This window comes from Enhygromyxa salina (assembly GCF_000737335.2).
Taxonomy (GTDB): Bacteria; Myxococcota_A; Polyangia; order Nannocystales; family Nannocystaceae; genus Plesiocystis; species Plesiocystis salina_C.
Genome location: NZ_JMCC02000009.1, coordinates 62,993 through 84,086, shown reverse-complemented (window position 1 = coordinate 84,086; position 21,094 = coordinate 62,993). Strand labels below are relative to the sequence as shown.

Sequence of the window (21,094 nt, the reverse complement as noted above, 5' to 3'; positions counted from 1 at the left end):
TTGTGTGAGTCGGCGTTACGGTTGTCAGTGAAGCCGCTGCAGCTCAGCCTCGAGCCGCGCGCGGGTGCTGGGATCTTTTGCGCAAGCCAGCCCGCTCTCGAGGCTGGCGATCGCCTGGGCGGGCAGGCCCAAGTTCAGCGAAGACTCGGCGTGGCGCTCGTAGCTGCGGACCATTTGATGGCAGTGCGCCGGGCCGAGCCGCGCGGCGATCGGCGGCAGCGCGGCGTCGATCAAGGGCAGCGCGCGCTGGTGCTGGCCAAGCGCGGCGAGCGACTTGCCAAGCTCGAGCTCGACGAGCGAACGCTGGATCCCGGGCGTGGGCATGAGCGCGAGCGAGCGCTCGTAGTAGCCCACGGCCGCTTCCCAGCGGGACTCCCGAGCCTCGAGCTGACCGAGCAAGCGCAGGGTCTCGGGCAGCGCGTCGCGGTCTCCGGTCGCTTGCTCGAGCGAGCGCAGCGCCTGCTGGGCGTGGTCCTTGGCGACCTCGTAGCGCTGGGCCACGAACTCGAGTGAGGCCAGGCCGAGCTCGCTGCGGGCGAGCTCGGGGTGATCGACGCGCAGCGCGGCGGCCCGGATGTTGCGGGCCCGCACCAAGCGCTCGCGGGCGAGCTCGAGCTCACCGCGCTCGTGCGCCAGCGCCCCGGCGTCATGCCAGATCCGCGCGTTGCTTGGGTGGTCTTGCCCGCGAACCCGCTCGGCCCGGGCGAGCGCGCGGCGATAGTCGTAGTCGGCCTGCTCGAACAGGCCAGCTTGGGCGCGGGCGAGCGCGAGCACGTGAAGGTGATCGATCGCGAGGATGGAGTCGCCAGCGTCGACGCCGTCGAGCTGGCGCAGGCCCTCGAGCAACAACGGCTCGGCCAGCGCCGCTTCGCCGGTGTCCATGTGATCCAAGGCTGCGCTCAGCCGCACCGTCGCCTGCAACAGCTGCGCGCGCCGATTGGCCTCGCTCGAGTCGCTGGCGCTCAGCAGCGCATCTACGTGAGCGCGCGCGGTGTCCAGCCGATCCCGACGCAGCTCGAGGTTGTCGAGGTTGCGCCCGGCCCAGACCAGCTCGACCCACAGCTCGGCCTCGGTGCGGTGGTCGCCCGTGCGGATCGCCAGCTCGCGGGCTCGCTGAAGATCCGCGAGCCCAGCGGCGCGGCGACCCGCGTCGATCTCTGCGAGCCCGCGCTGGCGCAGCGCCGCGAGCTCGACGCTCGCCCACCCGTGGGCCTGGGCCTGACGCAACACCGCGTCGGCGCCAACCCGGGCCTGCTCGACGTGACCCAGTCCGCGCTGGGCGGCAGCTTGGGCCAGCTCTTGGAGCGCAGGCAGCATCAGCTCGGCGTCTGCGCTGGCGAACGCAGCCGCATGCTTGGCGTCGCAGCGCGAGGGCTCCGGCAGCGCGTCGACGGCCGCGACGGCGCCCTCGAGCAGCACCGAGTCACCGGTGAGCAGCGCGTTGATCGTGAAGTTCACTTGCTCGCGCTGGCCGGCGAGACAGGCCCGGACCGCGTCGCGGGTCGCAGGATCTTGCAGACGCTCACCGTCGCGGGCCTCGCTGAGCCAGTGCTGCGACCAGTCATCGAGCTCGGCGACCACCGTGGCCTCGCTGCCCGCGGCCCATGTTGGCGCCGCTGGTTGGGCGAGCTCGCTGTCACCGGGCTGCGCGAGCGAAGCAAACGCCTGGGACAGCTCGGCCCGCCGCTGGGCATCCCAGACCCCGTCGAGCACTGGCTCCGGCAGCTGCGCGGGCGCGTCGGGTTGCAGCGCCGCCGAGCCAGCCAGCACGGTGAGCGCGGTGATGCCCGCGACGGCCCCCGCGAACCCGACGCGACGCCACAGCCGCTGGCGATCGCGGCTCAGCTCCGTCACCAGCGCGTCCATGGTGTCAAAGCGTTGCTCTGGACGGCGCGAGAGCCCACGCAACAACAAGCGCTTCAGCCACCGGGGCACGGCAAACTTGGGTGGCTCCGCCGGGAACTCGACCGTGCAGGTGTCGAGCTTGTAGAGCAGCTCCATCACACCCTTGGCCGGGAACGGCCGCGCGCCGTAGAGCGCCTCGAACAGCGAGACACAGAAGCTGAACTGATCCGCCAGCGCCCCGCCCGTGCCCATGAAGGCCTGCTCCGGCGCCATGTAAGGCAGCGTGCCTGGACCCGCGAGGCTGGCCGAGGCGGCGCGGCCGTCTTCGTTGCTCTCGTCGCCGAGCGTTGGCGCGGCCTCGATGATCATTTGTTTGGGGACGGCGAGTCCAAAGTCAACGACCCGGACCCGGCCCTCGGCGCCGATCAACACGTTGCTTGGCTTGAAGTCGCGGTGCGCCAGTCCGGCGGCGTGGGCGGCCGCGAGCCCGCTGCCCGCCTGGGCGTAGACAGAGACGATCTCGGCGAGGGAGTCGGGCTCCCAGTCGGCGAGGGTTGGCCCGTTGATCAGCTCCATCGCCAGGAAGGTCCGGCCTTCGTGGCTGCCAACCTCGTATACGTGGACGACATTGGGGTGGGACAGACGCGCGAGCGACTGCGCCTCGAGCCGGAGCCGCTCGCACTCGCGGCCAGACGTGCCGCGGGTGCTGGCGCCGCCGTGTTGGTTTATCAGCTTCAGCGCGACGACGCGATCGAGCTCGAGGTCGTGGGCCGAGAACACCTCGCCCATGCCGCCTGCCCCGAGCCGCTCGCGGATCCTGTAGCGGCCGATCATCGAGCCCGCCGCCACCGTTGAACCTGCGCTCTCACCACACAGACGAATGCTGGGGATGGTGTCGTCGCTGCCTTCGGGGGTCTCGTGGCTGCCTGCGAGGGTCTCGGTTTCCAGGTGGCTGGTGTCCAGCTCTTGTGAAGGCGACGCGATCATCAGCTGACGCCGGGCATCCGCCCGCGCCCACAGGTAGTGTTCGAAAGGACAGAGATCGTCATGGAAATTTCGAGGAACCGCGATTTCGAATTTCGAGGGGAGCCACTCGCCCGCCTCAGCGCAGCAAGAACGCTGGCTAGCAGTGAACGCAGCTTTGAGTGGTGCCCAGCTCACATCGTCCGCGGGCGCGCCAAACCGGTGGGTCGAAATTCCCCGCCGAGCGCCACAGTGTCCCAACGAGTGCCAGTTTGCGCGGGGCCCCGGCAACAGCGCATGTTAGGTTGCGTTCGTGGCCCTCACTCCCGACCGCGTCCGCGCATATCGAGACGACTACCGCGCAGAGTCGATCCGCGCGGGCTATCACGGCTGGCGCCACCTCGCGACGATGACCGCGATCTGCATTACCGCGATCTGCGTCGCGGTGTCGATGATCGTCAGCCTGGGCTGGGCCGAGCTGGCGATCATTCCGATCACCTGGGTGATCGCCAACCTCGTCGAGTACGGGGTCCACCGCGGGCCCATGCACCACCTCAGCGTCGGGCTTGGGCGGCTGTACCGCCGTCACACCAGCCAGCACCACCGGTTCTTCTCGAGCGAGCTCATGGCTGTCGACAGCCACCGCGACTTTCACGTGACGCTATTTCCCGCTTGGATGTCGCTGTTCTTCGTCGGCATGATCGGCGTGCCGATGGCGCTCGCTACCTATTGGCTGCTTGGCCGCGACGCCGCCCTGCTGATGTACGCCGCGATCGTGCTCTACTACCTGGTCTACGAGTGGCTACACCTGAGCGCGCACATGCCGAAGGACAGCCTGCTCGGCCGGCTGCCGCCCGTCCGCTTCGCCCGCTCGCACCACGGGCTTCACCACGACCCTTGCAAGATGCGTCGGGCCAACTTTAATTTCGCGTTCCCGCTGGGCGATTGGCTGTTTGGAACCTGGGAGCGGTAGCCGACTGCACGCAGGCTCGCGCAAGGCGCAGCTTTTGTGGTAGCCAGTGGGTCGGCGATCTCGACCATGCGTACGCGAAACCTCCCCTCGAGCCTCACGATCTCTCTTTGCCTGCTGCTGAGCGCGGGCTTCGGCATGACCAGTCTGAGCGGCTGCGACAAGAGCAAGCCTGCCACTGATGATCCGTCGACGACCAGCGGCGTCGCGGCCGACGACGGCGGCGGCGACGACGGCGGCGCGGTCGAGCCAGCGGAGAAGGCCCCCGCGACCTGGGCCGAGATGGACCGTGACGCTCGCATGACCTTCATGGGCACCAAAGTGCTGCCGGCCATGAAAGAGTCGTTCAAGGCCCAGGGCTTCGACACCTTCAAGTGCGCCAACTGCCACGGCGCAGACTACAAAGAGGTCGACTTCAAGATGCCGAACGACCTCACGCCCCTCAACCCCGACAACCCGATCCAGTCGGGGATGGATCTCGACGAAGAGATGACCAAGTTCATGGTCTCGTCGGTGCTCCCGCAGATGGCGGAGCTGCTCGGCGAAGAGACGGATGTGACCACCGGCAAGGGCGAGTTCGGCTGCCTCAGCTGCCATCTGTCTGAATGACCCCGGTTCTATAGACCCCCACAGAGACCTTAGACTTCGCCGACTGCAGCCGCTGGCGGGGCCGTTTGTTCGCTGGCGCATGTGTGGCCCCCTAAAAGGGGGCTCGCGTGGCTTCGGCGGACATTGGGCGGCGATAGTCGGCGAAGTGCGAAGGCATGTGCTGGGGTCAATTACAACCCCAGCCTCCGCCGAGGCGACGCGAGCCCCCTTCCAGGGGGCCACACATGCAGCTGCGAACAAACGGCCCCGAGGAGCGAAGCGACCAGCCGCGCCAGCGGCTGCAGTCGGCGAAGTCTAAGGTCTATGTGGGGGTCAAATAAAGCATCGATGCGTCCCAGCCCAGGTGGGCGATGAATGGGGCGAACAGGGTGCGGGTGCGGATCGCTAGCCAGGTCCAGGCGCCGCCGGCTAGGGCTGCTGCGATCGCCAATACTGGGGGGCCCGTGGTGAGGTGGGCGATCGTGAATAGGGCGGATGAGAGCAGCACGGCTGACCATGGGCCAAGCCATGGCGCTTGGCGGCTTGCCAGCGTGATGCCAAGCGCACCGCGCCACACGACCTCTTCGCCGGCGACGATCATGGCGAGCAACGAGAGCGCGAGCGGGAGCGGGAGGGTGAGCTGGTCCGACCATGCGTAGATCGTGGTGGTCTCGGACCAGAGCTCGGGGGCGAGTGACCTGAGCGCGGCCGCGACCCCAAACGCGCCGGCCCACATCACCAGGCCCGCGCCAACGCCCCACGCCAGCGCGGCCGCGCTTGGGCGCCACAGGGGTGCCCAGCGCAGGCGCAGCAGGGCCAGCGCCAGCACTGACAACACCAGCTCGAGACCGGCCATTCGCGTCCAGATCGATCCTGGGAGCCACGGTCCGGCGAGCAGACTGGCGACCGCGAGCGCGGCGAAGCACGCGAGCTTCCAACTTGGGATCCGGCTGCCGGCCAGCTCGCTCAGGCTCGCCGCGGCGGCTGGATCGGGGACCAGGCGGACGCTCGGCAGCCGCGGTTCAAACCCTGCGAGCGCGTGGGTGATCGCGGCTTCATCGAGGGCGCGCGGCTCGAGACCGAGGTCGACCCAGGCCGGCTCCGGGTCGCCGACGACCCCCACCGCGAGCAGATCGAGCTGCGACCGGGTGATCAGCGGATCGGCAGACACGCGCTCGAGCGCGAACGCTGCGACGCGCTGCAGCACCGCTGGCGCAGACACGACCGCGCAGCGGCGGGCGACCACCGAAGAGCTCGCCACGCGACCCACGAGCTCGCGCAGCTCGAGCCGCTCGGGGCCGACCAGATCATAGTCACGCCCGCTCGCCACCGGCCGCTCGACGCAGCGCAGCACCGCTTCGGCGACATCCTCGACCGCGATCGGCTGGACCAAGGACCGACCGCCGCGCGGGGCCGGAAACACAGGGGCGGCGCGGATCGAGTCGGCGAGGTTGCGCAGCATGTCGTCGCCCTGCCCATAGACCACGCCCGGTCGAAGGATCGTGATCGCGGGCCCGTCCGCGCGCGCGCGGAGGCGCTGCTCGCCCCGCGCCTTGGTCTCGAGATACGCACCCGCGCTCGGGCCCGCGGGATCGCTGCCCGCCACCGACACGTGGATCATCCGGGTCAAGCCGGCGAGTCGAGCCGCCTCGGCCAGCTGTTCGGGGAGCTGCACGTGGGCTCGCTCCCAGCTCCACCCGGGAGCGCCTTTATTCTTGGCGCGACCGGAGCTCTCGCGCTTGATGCCGACCAGGTTGACGAGCACCTCGCATCCATCGAGCAGCTGTGGGTCCACGCCCGTTGACAGATCCGCCGCGCGCAGCCGAGCACCCGCGATGCTCTTGGGTAACCCATGAGGGGCGCGGGCGAGCACCACCACCGCGTGGCCAGCAGCGAGCAAGCGCGCGACCACGTGACGACCGATGAAGCCTGTTCCACCCGCGACGGCGACCACCGAGCGGCTTGTTCGCGCTTCATGCATGCTCACCGCATCATGGACGATGGTCGAGCTCATTGAACGACGAAATACAGGGGCCATGGAGCACGATCGTGTCGGCGGATCCAGGGCCCCAACCGCTCCGGCGGTCATCGGTGTTGCTTTTCGCAGCTTCCAACTGGTATTCAGGCTGGGTTCGCGCGTCTTGCTCCCCGCGAGGCGCTTGGGTTTGTAGAAGCTCTTCGGTCTGGAGCGTCGCGGATCATGTCTAGCCAAATCCAACGTCAGCTCGGAGTCGCGGCGCTGTCCGCCACCGTGGTCACCGGCGCGCTCGGGCTCATGTTGTTGGTCTCCGAAGACGCGGCCGCGAGCCCACCTGCGGGCGAGGTCGAAGCGCACGAATTCACCCGGCTGTCGGTCCCGATCCCCGAGGGCATGATCGTCAATGGCGGCGGTCCCCCACCCACGCCAACGGCCGATCCCGAGTACGTCTATGTCAACATGGACGGCACCAACATCATCTGCAATGGCAACGATGATGCGGTCGCGAACTCATCGTGGATCGCCTGCCAGTACGGTTTCTCGGGCAATTACCCATCCTGGGGCGGGACCGCGGCGCAGCGCCAGTCGATCATGGACGCGACCAAGCAGGACTGGGCGCCGTTCAACGTCGTGGTCACCGAGTCGCGGCCGGTGAGCGGCACCTACACCATGTGCTTGACCGGGCCAGCCAACCACCCGTTTGGCAACGGCGTGCTGGGTATCGCCCCGCTCGACTGCAACGACCAGATGCCCAGCAACGTGGTGTTTGCGTTCCACAGCGCCAGCCAGCTCGGCCAGTTTGGCGCCAACACCCAGGCCACGACGATCAGCCAAGAGGTCGCGCACGCCTACGGGCTCGAGCACGTCAGCAGCAGCTCGGACATCATGAACCCGTACAACCAGGGCGGGAACCCGAGCTTCACCGACACCTGCATCACGCTGGTCAGCGGCCAGGGTCAGCCGATCCAGTGCAACCCCCAGCACCAGCAGTTCTGCAGCGCGGGTCAGCAAAATTCCTATCAAGAGCTGCTGGGTATGTTCGGCGCCAACGACCCGGACACCGAAGCGCCCAACGTCGTGGTCAGCTACCCCTACGACGGCGACACCTTCGAAATTGGGGCCAGCTTCACGATCACCTGCGAGGCCAACGACAACCAGGACCTCGCGTCGGTGCAGCTGTGGATCGACGGCGCGCAGATGGGCGGGACCAAGGCCGCGCCGCCGTTCGCGTGGGAGGTCACCAACATCCCCGAGGGCAGCTACGAGATCTACTGCATCGCCGCCGACGAATGGGACAACTCCGCGATGAGCCCCGTGATCGGGATCCTCGTCGAACAAGGCGGCATGCCAGGTGATGGCGGCGCCGACTCGGGCGGTGACTCCGGGGGTGACTCCGGCAGCGACTCCGGCGGTGAATCGGGCGGAGAAGACTCCGGCGGGCTCCCGCCAGGCTTTGGGCTCGACGACTCCGACAGCGGCTGCGCCTGCGCCAGTGATGGGCTCCCAACCAGGGCGCCCGCGCTCATGTTGCTGACCCTGCTCGGCTTGCCGTTGCTGCGTCGGCGTCAGTAGCAATCTCAATTACAGGGTAATACTCATGTTCGAATCCTCGCATCTCGTCGTCATCCCCCTGACTGTTGTCGCGCTGATCGGCTGCTCGCCGGACAACGGCGGCGCCAATCCGTTCTCAACCAGCTCCGATATCGACACGGGTATCAGCACCTCCCTCGAGTCTGGCAGCAGCAGCGGCGACGGTGACGGGGATAGTGGTCCCGGCGACGGCGACGGAGATGGCGATCCCGCCGGCGATGGCGATGGCGATGGCGACGGCGTCAAGCTCGATGTGCTCCCAGCCGACACTGGCGTCGACGATGGCCCCGGGGACGAGAGCTGCGACTTCGTCGATCTGCTGTTCGTGATCGACAATTCCGTGTCGATGGGCGGCTACCAGGCCGCGCTCGGCCTCGCGTTCCCGCAGTTCGCCGACACCCTCGCCGCCGAGCTGCCCGAGGGCACCAACGTCCACGTCGCGGTGACCAGCTCCGAGATGGGCTACGCCGGGTCAGGCACCACCAGCATCAGCAACGGCATGTGCACGTTCACGGGCGACGGGATGCCCAGCGATAATTTTTACGTCACGCCCGACATCCAGAACACGGGCAAGAACGGCGCGCAGGGCCGCCTGTTCGATCCCGGCGGCGGCCAGAACTACTTTGGCTTCAACGTTGGCGACGCGGCCCAGACCGCCGCATTGAAGACCTGGTTCTCCGACGCCGCCGCGATCGGGACCGGCGGATCCAACATCGAGATGTCGACGGCGCCCGCCGGCTGGGCGTTCGACCCGGCCAACAACGCGACCAACGCTGGCTTCGTGCGAGACGAGGGCGCGGTGCTGGTCGTGTTCTTCATGACCGACGAGCCCGACCAGACCCCGCTCATGATCAACGGCGTGTCGGGGGGCCAGGCCATGCTCGACAAGGTCGCGGCCGCCAAGAGCGGCTGCGGTGGGCTCGAGTGCGTGATCGGTGGCGGGTTCCTGCTCGAGTCCGCTTGCAACGCCCAAGGCAACCTCCCGCTCGACGACTTTCTGGAGGGTATGAGCGAGCCAGCGCAGGTCGCCCCGCTGCCCGACGACAACCTCCCGGCGGCGCAGGCGGCCGACGAGATGAACACGCTGCTCGCAAACACGCTCGCGGATGCGATCGCGGCCAAGTGCGACGAGATTCCCCCCGTCGGCTAGCAGGGCTAGCAATGACCCCCACATAGACCTTGGACTTCGCCGACTGCAGCCGCTCGCGCGTCTGGTCGCTTCGCTCCTCGGGGCCGTTTGTTCGCATCCGTATGTGTGGCCCCCTTGAAGGGGGCTCTGAACGCATTTCCTGTGTCCCTGGGACGCACGAAGTGCGTCCCAGGGACGAGTACCCTGCCGCAGTGAATTTGATGGTACTAGCAAAAAGAATGGTCGGCGCAGTCCGAGCAGCTGCAGCCTTCGTAGTAGGGGCTGCACTCCCCGTTGTTGGTGCACGCTTGGCCCACGCAATAGTCCTGGTTCGTGCAGTCGGGGCACACGCAGTCCTCGTCCTGCGTGCACTGCCCGTTATTGGTGCAGCCCTCACACACGCACAGCTGGGGATCCGCAATGTCGCAGCCGTTCTGCAGCATCACGCACACCAGCGGATCGGCGTCTCCGTCCCCGTCCCCGTCTCCGTCTCCGTCTCCCGTCGTGGGGTCACCGTCGCCCGTGCTCGCGCCCGGTAGGCACACACCAGCGTCACACATGAGCCCGGGATCGCAGCCACCACCGCTGGTGCACGCGCAGCCCTCCGACCCGATCACGCAGCCGCCGCACACACCGGCTTCGCACATCAAGCCGGGATCGCAGCCGCCTCCGGGTGTGCACGGACACCCGTCAGACCCGACCACGCAGCTGCCGTCCGCCGAGTTGTCGCCGCCCTCGGCCTGGGTGTCGCCTCCTGTTCCACTCTCGGCGGCGGTGGTGCTCTCGTCCGCGACGCTGGTGTTCGCCTCGCTGTAGGTTGCAGGGCTGCAGCCCAGCGCGAACACGAGGGCGAACGCCGAAGCGTGGAGAGACCAGAACCGCGTCATGCCACGACTCTCGCCCAACTTGGTGCCGAGTGCACCCCAAAACCTTGGGGATTCCTGGGGTCGTCGTGTGGCCCGGATCTCGGCCACCTGCGAATCGCGCGCGCCCGCGAGGGAATTTGGATCTGCCGTACGAGGCCGCTGACGCAGGTTTCGATCACCCCGTCACGCCCACACCCGCAGGGCCCCCTCGACCCGAGTGCTAGTAGAGACGTCCACTGAGGAGATCATCACCATGACACGACGACCCCACGATGCGCTGTTCAAGGCCGCCTTCGATACACCCAAGCACGCTGCTGGCCTGCTTCGCCAGGTCATTCCCCCACAGCTCTGCGCCCAGATCCAATGGCACACGCTCGCGCGCGAGCGCGGCTCGTTCATTGATCCAGCGCTCCGTGACAGCCACACCGACCTGCTGTTCTCTGCCCGATTCAACGACACCCGCGTGCTGCTGTACTTGTTGCTCGAACATCAGAGCACCAACGACCCGTTCATGCCGCTGCGCATGCTTCGGTACCTCGTCAACATTCACGAGCGACACCGCCGAGACAAGGCCCCGCTCCCGCTCATCATTCCCGCCGTCATCTCCCACGCACCTGAAGGTTGGACCGCGCCTGTCTCGTTTGGCGAGCTGTTCACCCCGCATCCCGACTCGATACCCGGGTTGGGACCGTTGGTGCCCAGCTTCACGCTGCTCGTCGAAGATCTGTCTGACCTCAGCAACGAAGACCTGCGTGGGTGGGCGTTGGCTGCGTTTCCCAAGTTGGCGCTGTGGGTGCTGCGTGACAGTCGAAACTCCGCGCGGCTGCTGCACGAGCTCAAACACTGGATCTGTGAGTTCCGGGAGGCGCTGCGCGCACCGGACGGGACGCAGGCCGTCGCGCAGCTGTTGCGCTACATTGCCCTGGTCGCGGGGGGCATGCACTTCGCAACCTTTCGTGCGAAAATCCACGAACAGATCCCCGAAGCCGAGGAAATCGCCATGACGATCGCTGAAGAGCTACGACAAGAGGGCATGAAGAAGGGCCGTCAAGAAGGCATGGAGAAGGGCCGACTCGAAGGCCGCATCGGCGTGCTCGGCAAGCTCCTGACCCTGAAGTTCGGCGAGCTGCCGCCTGACCACGCGGCCCAGATCCAAGCCGCTTCGGAGGCGCAGCTCGAGCGCTACATCGAACGGATCCTCAGCGCAGACACCCTCGAGGCTGTGTTTGCCGATTGAGCGGCGGGCGGCCCCACACAGTCGGCCCACCCAGCACGAAAACCTGCCAGTCGCGAGCATGCACGCCCCCCCGGCGATGCCAGAGAAGCTCGTCGCCCTGGCAACTCGCGGGGCCGATAAGATCCTGCTCGCGGTCCTGCGTCGGCTGTTCATCGCCAACCAGCCGGCGCTGGCCCCCGCGCAGTTCGAGCAGCTCGTGACCCGGTTGCAGCGCTATGTCGATCCAGCGCTGCTCGCCGACCCCCAGCGCGTGCTCGCGCCCCCGCTCGTGCTCCCCAAGCCTCGGGTGGTTCAGCGCCAGCCGCTGCTCGCTCGCGGCCGAGAGGTCGGAATCGATGAGCACCTGAGCTTCGACACGCCCTACACGCCCTACGATCCCGCGTACCAACCCGAGTACGCGACCTACCCCGAGATCGCACAGACTCACCTGTGGTCGTGGCGACACCTCGATCCGGCGCCGGCGTCGATCCTGCTCACCCATGGCTGGGGCGCGGGCCCGTGGTGGATGCACCGCCACGAGTATGACGTGCCCGCTTTGTTTCACGGGCTCGGGCTCGACGTCCACTATTACCTCGCGCCCTTTCACGCGCGCCGAACCCCGGCGGGGGCGCGCATGGGCGGGCAGCTGCACCCCTCGTCGGACTTGGTGCGCACCAATGAAGCGTTCATCCAGACCGCGATCGAGCTGGGCACGGTGATCTCGTTGATCCTGAAGCGCAACAGCGCGCCGGTCGGCATGATGGGCTCTTCGCTGGGCGGCTACACCTCGGCCCTCATGGCCTCGATCGACGCGCGCTTGGACTTTGTGATTCCGGTCATGCCGCCGGCCTCGATGGCGCATCTGTTGTGGGATCACGGCGGCGGTGACCCCATGCGTGCGCAAGCCGAGGCGCTAGGTATGACGCGCGCGCGCTTTCACCACTTTTGGTCGCTGCACTCACCGCTGACCCACCGGCCCAAGGTGGCCTGGGACCGCCGATTGATCATCACTGGACTTGGCGACACGCTGGTCACGGCGGACCACACTCGCGCGCTGTGGGAGCACTGGGATCGGCCCCGTCACTTTCGCTTCCCCGGCGGTCACGCCTGGCAGGTCCAGCGCAAGCGCTACCATCGCGAGGTGGGTCAGTTCCTGCGGGACATTGGTCTGTTGGGTGGTCGTTAGCGGCGACCCATCAAAAGCGCAGAGCATAGCCCACGCCCACGCCCTCGGGCCCCAGTTGTCCCGGTTGTCCCGGTTGTCCCGATTGTCCCGATAGCATGATTGGGACCAATCGCGCGATTGGCTTGGGCTTGACATCGAGCACCTGCCGCCGCTGCGAGGCGCCCTTGCCGATCAGCACCCCCCCGGGGATCAGGAGGCCCAGCCCGATAACGCCGGTCACGGTCCCCCCCGTCCAAAACGCGCCCGCGAACACATCGGCCGAAGGCGCGATCACGAACGCACCAATCGAGATGATTGCGAACACGCTACCGATCCCGGTCAAGACCGCCCCGCCCACGAGCCGCTTTTGGCCTTGCGCCCACATCGGACCAAGCGTGGGGTCGGCCTCGAGCTCGGCCTCCCACTGCTGCTGCGGACTCGCGGGGTTGGGTCCGACCGGGGGCACCGGCGCGATGACGTTGGGGTCTGGGTTGGCGTCGCCCTCGGCGGCGACCGGCGAGGTCTCCCCCGCGGCCTCGGACGCGGCGATCATCGTGTCGAGCTCGGCGATGCGATCGTCGACGTCAGCCCGCTCCGAGATCGCCTCGGGCTCGTCACCGTAGAGCGCGCGATGATCCGCTCGGTAGTTCTCGAGCAGGATCTTGGCCTTGCGAAGGTGCGCGGGATCCCGGTTGACCTCGTACGCCCGACTGTGGGCCCCCGCGATGTTGTAGACGAGCGCGTGCCGGATGCTTCGGGTCTGTTCGCCGTCTGGCAAGCTGGCGAACGCGCGGATCCACAAGTCCAGCGCCGCTTCGTACTCGGCGGTCTGGAACTTGATCTCGCCCTGCTTGTACAGCGCCCGCACCTCTGCCAGCGCCGGATCTTCGGCTTTCCCCTGGGCGGGACCGGCGAACCCGAGCACCCTCGCGTCGGCTGACCTCGAGATCACCAACACCGTGCAGATCGAGGCAGCGGTGATCGTGAACGACACCAGCGGGACGAAGCGGCGCACGCTCCGAAACTAACATCGTTGGTCCCGCCCCCGAAGCACCCGCCGCGGACCAAAGCGCCGCGATCCTTGACCGCACACGTATCGGTGGGGAAACTCCCGACATGAATCTCCCGCTACATCGCTTACCTTTTGCGCTGAGCTTCGGCGCCCTGCTCTTGGCTGGTTGCCCAAGTGACGACGTCCCGGCCGACACGACCGCGACCGAGACCGGCGACGGCGACGGCGATGGTGACGGCGATGGCGACGGCGACGGCGATGGTGATGGAGACGGTGACGGCGACGGCGACACCGGCCCGATCTGCGGTGACGGAGTCGTCGACGCTGGCGAGGCCTGTGACGACGGCAACACCGACGACGGCGACGGCTGCTCGTCGACCTGCACCGTCAGCGCGTGTGGCTTGGTCTGGACCGCGAGCGAGGCAGTCCCCAACTCCAACGCTGGCGGCTTTGACGTAGCGCTTGGCGCCGACGGCAGCATCTACGCGGCCGGTATCACGATCAACGCCGACAACGACGCGTGGGTCGCCAAGTGGAACCCCGACGGCACCGTCGCGTGGACGCAGAGTTTCGACAGCGAATTCGGCAACGACGCGGCTGCAGCGATCGCCCTGGGTGCGGGTGGCGAGGTCTATGTCGCGGGGTGGATGCAGGGCGCCGACGACGACGACCTGTGGTACGCCGCGCTCGACGGCGCGACCGGAGACGCGACCTGGACCCAGCTGGTCCAGGGCCCGATGATGGTGATGGAGGACGCCGACGACCTCGCCACCGGCATCGCCGTGGACCCGACCGGCGGCATCATCGTGGTCGGCCGCTCGCGCGTGGCGACCGGCGACGACGACGTCTGGATCCGCAAGGCCATGGCCGACAGCGGCGAAGAAGTCTGGACCACCACGTGGTCGGGCACCGGCGACGGCAACTTCTCGACGGACCGCTCGGGTCAGGTCGCGGTCGCAGCCAACGGCACGATCTGGGTCACCGCCCGCGAGCACGTTGACTTCAACACCCAAGAGGCGACCCTGCTCGAGTTCGTTGGCAGCGGCGCCCTGCAGTCAACGACCCAACCGCAGGCCGGCGGCAACCAAACCTACGAGCCGGTCGACGTCGCGGTCGACGGCGACAACGTCTACTTCGCGTTCGAGAAGAACAACTTCCCGTACCGCGGGTGGCTCTACAAGTTCGAGGGCGGCACCGAGGCGTGGGTCAAGACCGAGCAAGACTGGATCGTCGTCGGTGACGAGTGGGCGATCCGTGGGCTCGGCATCGACGCTGACGGCAACCTTGGCATCGGCGGGGTGTTCGGCAACGAAGAGCCTGGCGAGGGCATCGACTGGGGCGAGGCGTGGGTCGCCAAGGTCGACGGCGCGGGCGATATCGTCTGCCGCAGCTCGCACATGGTCGACGACGGCAACCTGATCCCGCCCTCGCTCACGATCGACGCGGCCGGCTACAGCTCGGCAGGGTTTGGGCTGACCGGCATCGAGACCGCCGGCCAAGGCAACGCCACGACCCTCTGGACCGGCTTCTTCATGCCCTGACCCCGCTGCCCTGACCAGACCTAACGCGCGCCCATCTGGGGGTATAAATAGACCCCCGTCGTGATGTCCAGTCCGAGCAACCGACCGCAGCGCGGCCGCAACTTTTACGGCCCAGGTCCCTACATCGAGCGAGAGGTCGACACCGGCCTCGTCGAGGCCCTGCGCGCGGGCGAGTACACCTTGGTGCTGTCGGCCCGCGGCAGCGGCAAGTCCAGCCTGCGGATCCGCGCGTCGGAGCAGCTCGCCAAGGCTGGCGTGCGGGTCGCAACCGTGGACCTCGGCGGGATCGGGGCCGAGACCCGGGCCGACGCATTTTGTGCCTCGGTGGTGATCGAGGCCGCCCGCAACCTCGGGCTGGTCGAGCAAGCCAAGAAAGCCTGGCGCCGATCAAAGGGCCCTCCACAGACCCGCCTGCGCGCGTGCTTGCGCGAGGTCCTGCTCGAGCCCAGCGAAGAGCCGCTGGTGCTGTTCATCGACGAGCTCGAGCTGGTCCGCTCGCTCGGCCCGGCCCGCGATGACTTCTTCGCAGCCCTGCGGGCCATGTCCGACGCCCGCGGCGACGACAGCGTGTGGCGGCGGCTGAGCGTGTGCTTGATCGGCGCCTTGACCCGCGACGAGCTGATCAGCGATCCCGGCCGCAGCAGCTTCGATCTGCCCGCCCGCGAGTTCAATCCCCGCGACTTCAGCCGCGAGCAGCTCGATGAGTTTGGGCCCACGCTCGCGCCGCTCGACGTCGATCAAAAGGCCCTGCTCGACGCGCTCTACGACTGGACCTCGGGCAACCCCGCGCTGGTCCAGTGGATCTGCGGTGACCTGCTGCTGCGCGAGTTCAGCCGCGGCGCAGAGGCCACGGCCGTCGAAGGGGTGATCCGCGAGTCGTTCTTGCAGCGCGGCCCCGAGGTCGATCCGCTGTTGGGCGACACGGCCCGGCGGCTGCGCCGGGACCACCGCGACCCCTACCGCACCCGCATGCTCGCCGCCTACGAGCGGGTGCTTCGCGGTGAGATCGTCGATCTTCGCGGGCGCCAGCTCGGCTCCGAGGGCGCGCTGGTGGTCGCCCGTCTCAAGGTCGCTGGGCTCGTCGCGCCCTCGGCGGGTGGCAAGCTGCGGGTCCGCAATCGCGTGGTCGAGCGCGCCTTCGATCGCAATTGGGTCCGGCGCGCGCTCGCGGGGCGCCCCGTCTCTGACGCGCTCGAGCGCTGGGAGACCGGTGGCCGTCGCTCGGGCCAGCTGCTGCGCGGACAGGGCCTGCGCGCGGCGATCGAGTGGGTCGAGGGCCGACCCGACGTCACCCCCAGCGAGCGCGACTTCGTGCTCGCCAGCGAGAGCGCCCGCGCGCTGTGGCTGCGCCGGCTGCTGTATGCAGGCGGCGCGCTGTGCCTTGGGCTCGGGGCCACGCTCGGCGCGGTGGTCTGGCAGTACCGCGTGGCCGTCAGCGTGCCCGTGTCCGCCAGCAGCCCCGCGGCACAAAACGGCGCCCCCGCCAACTCCGGCCAAGCTTCGGCGTCCAACAAGTCCACCCCACAGCTGGCCGAGCTCGCTGGCGGCACAGGTGATCCGCAAGGCCCAACCTTCGTCGCGACTGCCCGCCACGCCGTGGAACAAGCCGCGGGCACCGACGAGCAGAGCCTGAAGATCAACACGCTCGAGACCGAGCTGTCGGCGCTGGGTCTGCGCTTGGCGATCGAGCGAGCCGCCCGGGCCGAGCTGCTGGCCCCCGAGCCCACCCGTCGCAGCGAGGGCCTCGAGCTCGCGCTGGGGGCGTTGTCGGCTTGGAGCGAGGCTGGCTCGAACATCGACGACGTGCCCGCGCCGATCACCCGTGGGCTCACGGCCAACCTCGCCAGCCCCGGTGACACCACGCTGATCTCGGCCCACGCCGGGCCGATCGAGTGGCTGCAATTCACGGCCGACGGCGCCCGCCTCGCGAGCGTCAACGCCAACGAGCTCCGCGTGTGGGAGCGCGACACGGGCCGTCGCGTCGCCAGCTTGACCAGCATCGCCGGCACCACCGACGCGCTCGCGCTCTCGCCCTCTGGCCAGCGGCTCGCCGCGCTCAGCGAAGAGGGCAGCCTGACCGTGTGGGATCTGAGCGAAGGCGCCGCGCTCGGGCCCGCGCCGATCACCGCACCGTTTGGGGTCCCGATGCCGCTCGCGCCCGTTGCAAGCCTGGCCGTCGACGACGGCGGCAACGTCAGCGTCATCCGCCGCGACGGCAGCATCGACACCGTCGATCCCAAGGCCGGCAACGCGAGCGCGCGCCTGCAAGCGAGCGCGCTCGCCCGCACGCTCACGCTCGAGCAGGCCGTCGTGATCAACCCCGGGCTTGGCGCCGAGACCCGCGTGGGCGTGGTTCACGGCGAAGCGATCGAGCTGTGGGACGTCGCCAGCGGTCAAGTCCAGGCCAGCGTCAGCCCGCCGCAGCTGCGCGCAGGGGCTCGGGCCCGCTCGCTCCTCGCGACCCCCGACGGCGCCGAGCTGCTGATCCAATTCGAGGCCGACCCAACCATCACCGTGTGGGACACCGCCCGCGGAAACCTGCGCTCAATCGCCGAGCTCGCGTCCGCGACCCCAACCTCCACCCCTGCGTCGAGCGGCGCCACCGGGCCCCAGGCAGGTCCCGCCGATCTCGCCTTGCTGCCCGCGCTCGCGCTCTCGCCCGAGGGTGAGCTGCTCGCAACGGGGGGCGAAGATCGCATCGCCAGGGTCTGGTCGATCGAGACCGGCAAGCTGCTCACCACCACGCAGGCCCACGAGGCCCCGCTGACCAGCCTCGCGTTCACCCCCGACAGCGCCGCGCTGGTCGTTGGCGATCGGAGCGGGCAGCTTCGCATTCACCCGCTCACCCTCAACAGCACCGCCAGCTTGCCGCTGCGCAGCGCCGCGCTCAACACCGCAGGCGTGGCCGCGACCGTCCACTACGACGACACCGCGCTCGAGCTGCGCTGGTCCGGCGGCCAGACCAGCGCCCGCTGGCCGCTCCCACGACCGCTGACGAAGGCCGCCGTCAGCGTCAACGGCAGCCGCCTCGCGCTGCTCTACGCCGACGCCGATCTCGCGTTGATCAGCGGCGCGGCCGGGCCCGACGCCAAGCCCATCGCCACAGTCAGCGGCGCCGACGAGAGCCGGGTCCTGGACTTCGCGCTGAGCATCGACGGCAAGCTGCTCGCCGCCGCGACCGAGGACCGCAAGGTGTTGCTGATCGCGGGTGACGGCCAACCGATCGCAACCTTGTCCGGCCACGAAGCCCCCGTGGATCGCCTCGCGCTCTCGCCCGACGGATCCCGGCTCGTCAGCGCCGACCGCAGCAACATCGTGCGCGTGTGGGATCCCGGCACAGCGGCGATCCTGGGCACCTTCGAGACCGAGCGTCGCGCCGAGGTCATCGCGATCACGGGCGAGTACTTCTTGACGATCGATCAACTAGGCGGCGCCGAGCTGTGGTCAACCCAGACCCGCGAGCGCGTCGCAACCCTCGAGCTCGGCACCGAGCCGATCACCGGGGTTGCGATCGCCGACGACGGCGAGTGGTTCGCGCTTGGCCGCGGTGGCACCAACGCCAGCGCCGTTGAACTATGGCGTCCGTCGAGCCCCGAGGCGCTCGCGCGGTTCCGCGGATTCGGCCCCGTGTCGGCCCTGCGATTCATCGACGCTGGCGAGACCTTGCTCGCCGTCGACGGCCGCGGGCAACTGGCCCGCTGGCCCGCGCGACCCCACGCATGGCTGGCCGAGGGCTGCGCCAGCTTGGCGCCCGGGTCTGTCGTGCCAAGCGTGTGCGGCGAGGGCGAAGACGCGGGCTGAGCAAGGGTTCACGCGATCGCGCTGGTGCCGACGCGCCTAGTTTGGGTCTGCGGGGTTCGATGTGCTGATCGGGCAGCGCGCACGACCCGTGAGGGTCTCTCCGGGCACGGAGGGCTCAAGACGCTAATTTGCGTTGTCATGGATCGCTGTCGGCGAGGTTGGGCTGTGGCTTCGGTGACGCACTCGCAACGCCCTCTTATTGTGCCCGGAGAGACCCTCACGGGTCTTCTGTGCGCTTCTCGTCGTTCGAGACGGCAGCTACGCGCTCGGGATCGGGCAGTTCTTGGTCAACCACCGCTCCACTCGAGCGGGCCACCGTCCATGGCTGCCAACATCCACTGGTTTCGCGGGCGTACCTCGAGCATCGCCTGCGCACGACCCCCGGCTTCGGTTGCGAGCGGGTTGTCATCGGCGGCTTCTTGGGCCACGCCGGGCCGCGGCACGATGCTTGGACGCTCGCGTTCGACAGCGCCCGGTCGACGTCGTGCTTGGGGAGCACAGCCCGCACTACGGGCCGCACCACGGGCCGCAGCACGGGCCGCAGCACTCGGAACCCCCATCGACCCTCGGACGCGCGCTGCCGCAGCACCTGCTCGACCACTCGAGAGCATTCGAACGACCACCGCGACCTTCAAGTGCAACCACCGCAACCAGTATTGTTGGCCCCCAAGACGCCCCTCGATCCCGAGCGTGTAGCCGCCGTCTCGAACGACGAGAAGCGCACAGAAGACCCGTGAGGGTCCCTCCGGGCACAATAAGAGGGCGTTGCGAGTGCCCGACCGAAGCCACAGCCCGACCTCGTTGACAGCGATCCATGACAACGCAAATTAGCGCCTTGAGCCCTCCGTGCCCGGAGGGACCCTCACGGGTCGTGCGCGCTGCCCGATCAGCACATCGAACCCCGCACCCGCTCAAGCTGCTCACCGAGGCGATGTCCATACTCGACGGCCTAACGCGGAGTTCGCTAGATCTCAGATCCCAATCTGCAGCTGCAACCGCACCTGGTTCCCCCCATCCGCAAAGCCAGCGTTCGCCCAGGTGTGAAAGTAGTCCATCTGCAGCTTCATCGCGTGGCCCTGCAGGTACCACCCCAGCCCACCGCCAAGCTCCCCAATGCTACCCATGCTGGTGTTCCCCATCGCGATCGTCTGTCCACCCCGCGCCACGAACTCCACCGGCGCCCTCGGGAGCAGATACCCCGCCTGTCCAAACCACCCAATCCCGTTGCGCGGCGCCGAGACCGGGATCGCCACCCCCATGTCGTCAACGGCGGACCCCGGGTTACGCACCCCGCGACGCCAGAAGAACTCACCCGTCGCCGAGAACCCGCGGACCTTGAACATGGTGTCCGCCACGAACTGGTGAATGTTGGTCGTCCCGCCGTCGGCTGGGGTCGCCCCGCGCACGCCCCGATCCTGCTGCGCGTGATCACTAAACGAGTACGCCACCCCCAGCGCCAGCTTTGGCTTGCGCCTGCGGTCGAGGTCGGCCTCTACGTATTCGTCAAATCCGCCAAACGGGAGCACCTCGAGCCGCGCGACGTAGTCCATGCGCATGTCGTTGATCGCCAGGTTGTTGCGCCCCTGCCCCATGTAGAGGCCCAGCGAGTAGCGAAACAGATCCAGACCGCCAAGATCGTTCGAGAACAGATCAAAGCCAAGGTCGCGTTCGAGCAAGAACTCCGACTGCACGGTCGAGCGATCCACGAATTGCAGATCAGCCCACGCCGCGATGAACTGCCGACTATATTGGGGCTTGTATTGCCCAACCCGCACCGACAGGTCCCGCAGATAGTCAAACGTGAAGAAAAAGTCGAACAAGGGCGACTGCGTGACTTGGCCATTTTGCATGCCGAGCCCGCGCGGATCGAACACCAGCTGCAAGAAGTACTTGTTGTTGGGGCCAAACACGTTGCCCGCGAAGAACAGCGAGGCCCGCCTGAACTCCATGCCGTTGGTCAATTCCGGCGTGGCGCTTGGCGTGTGGGTCAGCGTGTCACGAAGCTGCATGCGCAGCCAGGTGGCCATCGCGAAGCGACCGTCAGCGCTGGTGATGTGGACGCCCGTGTTGGGCTTGTACTCGACGCTCAGCCGACTCCCCGACTCCGGCACGGCGTCCGCGGGCTGCTTGGGTGCTGCGGCGGGCTGAGCTGGCGCCCCTGCAACCCCTGGCTGGGCTGGTTGAACCGGCTGGGCTGGTTGAACCGGCTGGGCCGGTTGGGCCGGTTGGGCCGGTTGGGCAGGCGGGGCCGGTTGAGCAGGTTGAGCCGCGACCGCCGGCTGGGCCGGCTCGCCGGGTCCGACCGCCGCCGACCCATCGTGGGGGACCGGGTCGATCGGCGCAGGTGTATCCGAAGGTGGCGCGAAGCCGAGCAAGCCAGCCAGCGCCAGTGTCCAGACCGGCAGCATCAAGGCGCCTGACTCCCCAGGT

The 21,094-nt window shown here is 68.2% G+C and carries 14 protein-coding genes; 8 read left to right on the top strand and 6 right to left on the bottom strand.

Going from position 1 to position 21,094, the window contains the following annotated elements; translation table 11 throughout:
• Positions 1 to 24: 24 nt before the first annotated feature.
• Positions 25 to 2,832, bottom strand: coding sequence for a serine/threonine-protein kinase (locus tag DB30_RS04540; RefSeq protein WP_052546737.1), 2,808 nt, complete (start codon positions 2,830 to 2,832; stop codon positions 25 to 27).
• 289 nt (positions 2,833 to 3,121) lie between these two features.
• Here DB30_RS04540 and DB30_RS04535 point away from each other — a divergent pair, with 289 nt between their 5' ends.
• Both DB30_RS04535 and DB30_RS04530 read left to right on the top strand, forming a co-directional pair.
• Positions 3,122 to 3,781: a sterol desaturase family protein gene (locus tag DB30_RS04535; protein ID WP_052546736.1), complete on the top strand. Its 660-nt coding sequence runs from the start codon at positions 3,122 to 3,124 to the stop codon at positions 3,779 to 3,781.
• A gap of 66 nt (positions 3,782 to 3,847) precedes the next feature.
• Positions 3,848 to 4,387 (top strand): hypothetical protein, encoded by a 540-nt coding sequence (locus DB30_RS04530; protein ID WP_052546735.1) that lies wholly within the window; start codon positions 3,848 to 3,850, stop codon positions 4,385 to 4,387.
• A gap of 301 nt (positions 4,388 to 4,688) precedes the next feature.
• On the opposite strand, the gene DB30_RS04525 is transcribed toward DB30_RS04530, so the two are convergent.
• Positions 4,689 to 6,380, bottom strand: coding sequence for an NAD-dependent epimerase/dehydratase family protein (locus tag DB30_RS04525; RefSeq protein ID WP_052546734.1), 1,692 nt, complete (start codon positions 6,378 to 6,380; stop codon positions 4,689 to 4,691).
• A gap of 186 nt (positions 6,381 to 6,566) precedes the next feature.
• On the opposite strand from DB30_RS04525, the gene DB30_RS04520 reads away from it, so the two are divergent.
• On the top strand, positions 6,567 to 7,916 hold the full coding sequence (locus DB30_RS04520; RefSeq protein WP_052546733.1) for an Ig-like domain-containing protein: 1,350 nt from the start codon (positions 6,567 to 6,569) through the stop codon (positions 7,914 to 7,916).
• 25 nt (positions 7,917 to 7,941) lie between these two features.
• The gene (locus DB30_RS04515) at positions 7,942 to 9,084 is read left to right on the top strand and encodes a hypothetical protein (RefSeq protein ID WP_052546732.1); all 1,143 of its coding nucleotides are present in this window, start codon (positions 7,942 to 7,944) and stop codon (positions 9,082 to 9,084) included.
• Positions 9,085 to 9,290: 206 nt separating this feature from the next.
• Here DB30_RS04515 and DB30_RS04510 read toward each other — a convergent pair whose 3' ends face one another.
• Positions 9,291 to 9,950, bottom strand: coding sequence for a hypothetical protein (locus DB30_RS04510; protein WP_052546731.1), 660 nt, complete (start codon positions 9,948 to 9,950; stop codon positions 9,291 to 9,293).
• A 232-nt stretch (positions 9,951 to 10,182) separates the two neighbouring features.
• Here DB30_RS04510 and DB30_RS04505 point away from each other — a divergent pair, with 232 nt between their 5' ends.
• Both DB30_RS04505 and DB30_RS04500 read left to right on the top strand, forming a co-directional pair.
• Positions 10,183 to 11,166 (top strand): Rpn family recombination-promoting nuclease/putative transposase, encoded by a 984-nt coding sequence (locus DB30_RS04505; protein ID WP_146658033.1) that lies wholly within the window; start codon positions 10,183 to 10,185, stop codon positions 11,164 to 11,166.
• A 58-nt stretch (positions 11,167 to 11,224) separates the two neighbouring features.
• A complete protein-coding gene (locus tag DB30_RS04500; protein ID WP_052546729.1) occupies positions 11,225 to 12,331 on the top strand; it encodes an alpha/beta hydrolase family protein in 1,107 nt (368 codons plus the stop codon).
• A gap of 10 nt (positions 12,332 to 12,341) precedes the next feature.
• On the opposite strand, the gene DB30_RS04495 is transcribed toward DB30_RS04500, so the two are convergent.
• Positions 12,342 to 13,325: a tetratricopeptide repeat protein gene (locus tag DB30_RS04495; RefSeq protein WP_052546728.1), complete on the bottom strand. Its 984-nt coding sequence runs from the start codon at positions 13,323 to 13,325 to the stop codon at positions 12,342 to 12,344.
• Between the two features lie 101 nt (positions 13,326 to 13,426).
• Between DB30_RS04495 and DB30_RS41220 the strand changes: the two genes are divergently transcribed.
• Together DB30_RS41220 and DB30_RS04485 are read left to right on the top strand one after the other, a co-directional pair.
• Positions 13,427 to 14,863, top strand: coding sequence for a DUF4215 domain-containing protein (locus DB30_RS41220; RefSeq protein WP_052546727.1), 1,437 nt, complete (start codon positions 13,427 to 13,429; stop codon positions 14,861 to 14,863).
• Between the two features lie 63 nt (positions 14,864 to 14,926).
• Positions 14,927 to 18,664 (top strand): AAA-like domain-containing protein, encoded by a 3,738-nt coding sequence (locus DB30_RS04485; protein ID WP_052546726.1) that lies wholly within the window; start codon positions 14,927 to 14,929, stop codon positions 18,662 to 18,664.
• A 287-nt stretch (positions 18,665 to 18,951) separates the two neighbouring features.
• Here DB30_RS04485 and DB30_RS04480 read toward each other — a convergent pair whose 3' ends face one another.
• Positions 18,952 to 19,107 (bottom strand): hypothetical protein, encoded by a 156-nt coding sequence (locus DB30_RS04480; protein WP_153258229.1) that lies wholly within the window; start codon positions 19,105 to 19,107, stop codon positions 18,952 to 18,954.
• A 528-nt stretch (positions 19,108 to 19,635) separates the two neighbouring features.
• Positions 19,636 to 21,075, bottom strand: coding sequence for a hypothetical protein (locus DB30_RS04475; protein ID WP_165703623.1), 1,440 nt, complete (start codon positions 21,073 to 21,075; stop codon positions 19,636 to 19,638).
• Between the last annotated feature and the right edge of the window lie 19 nt (positions 21,076 to 21,094).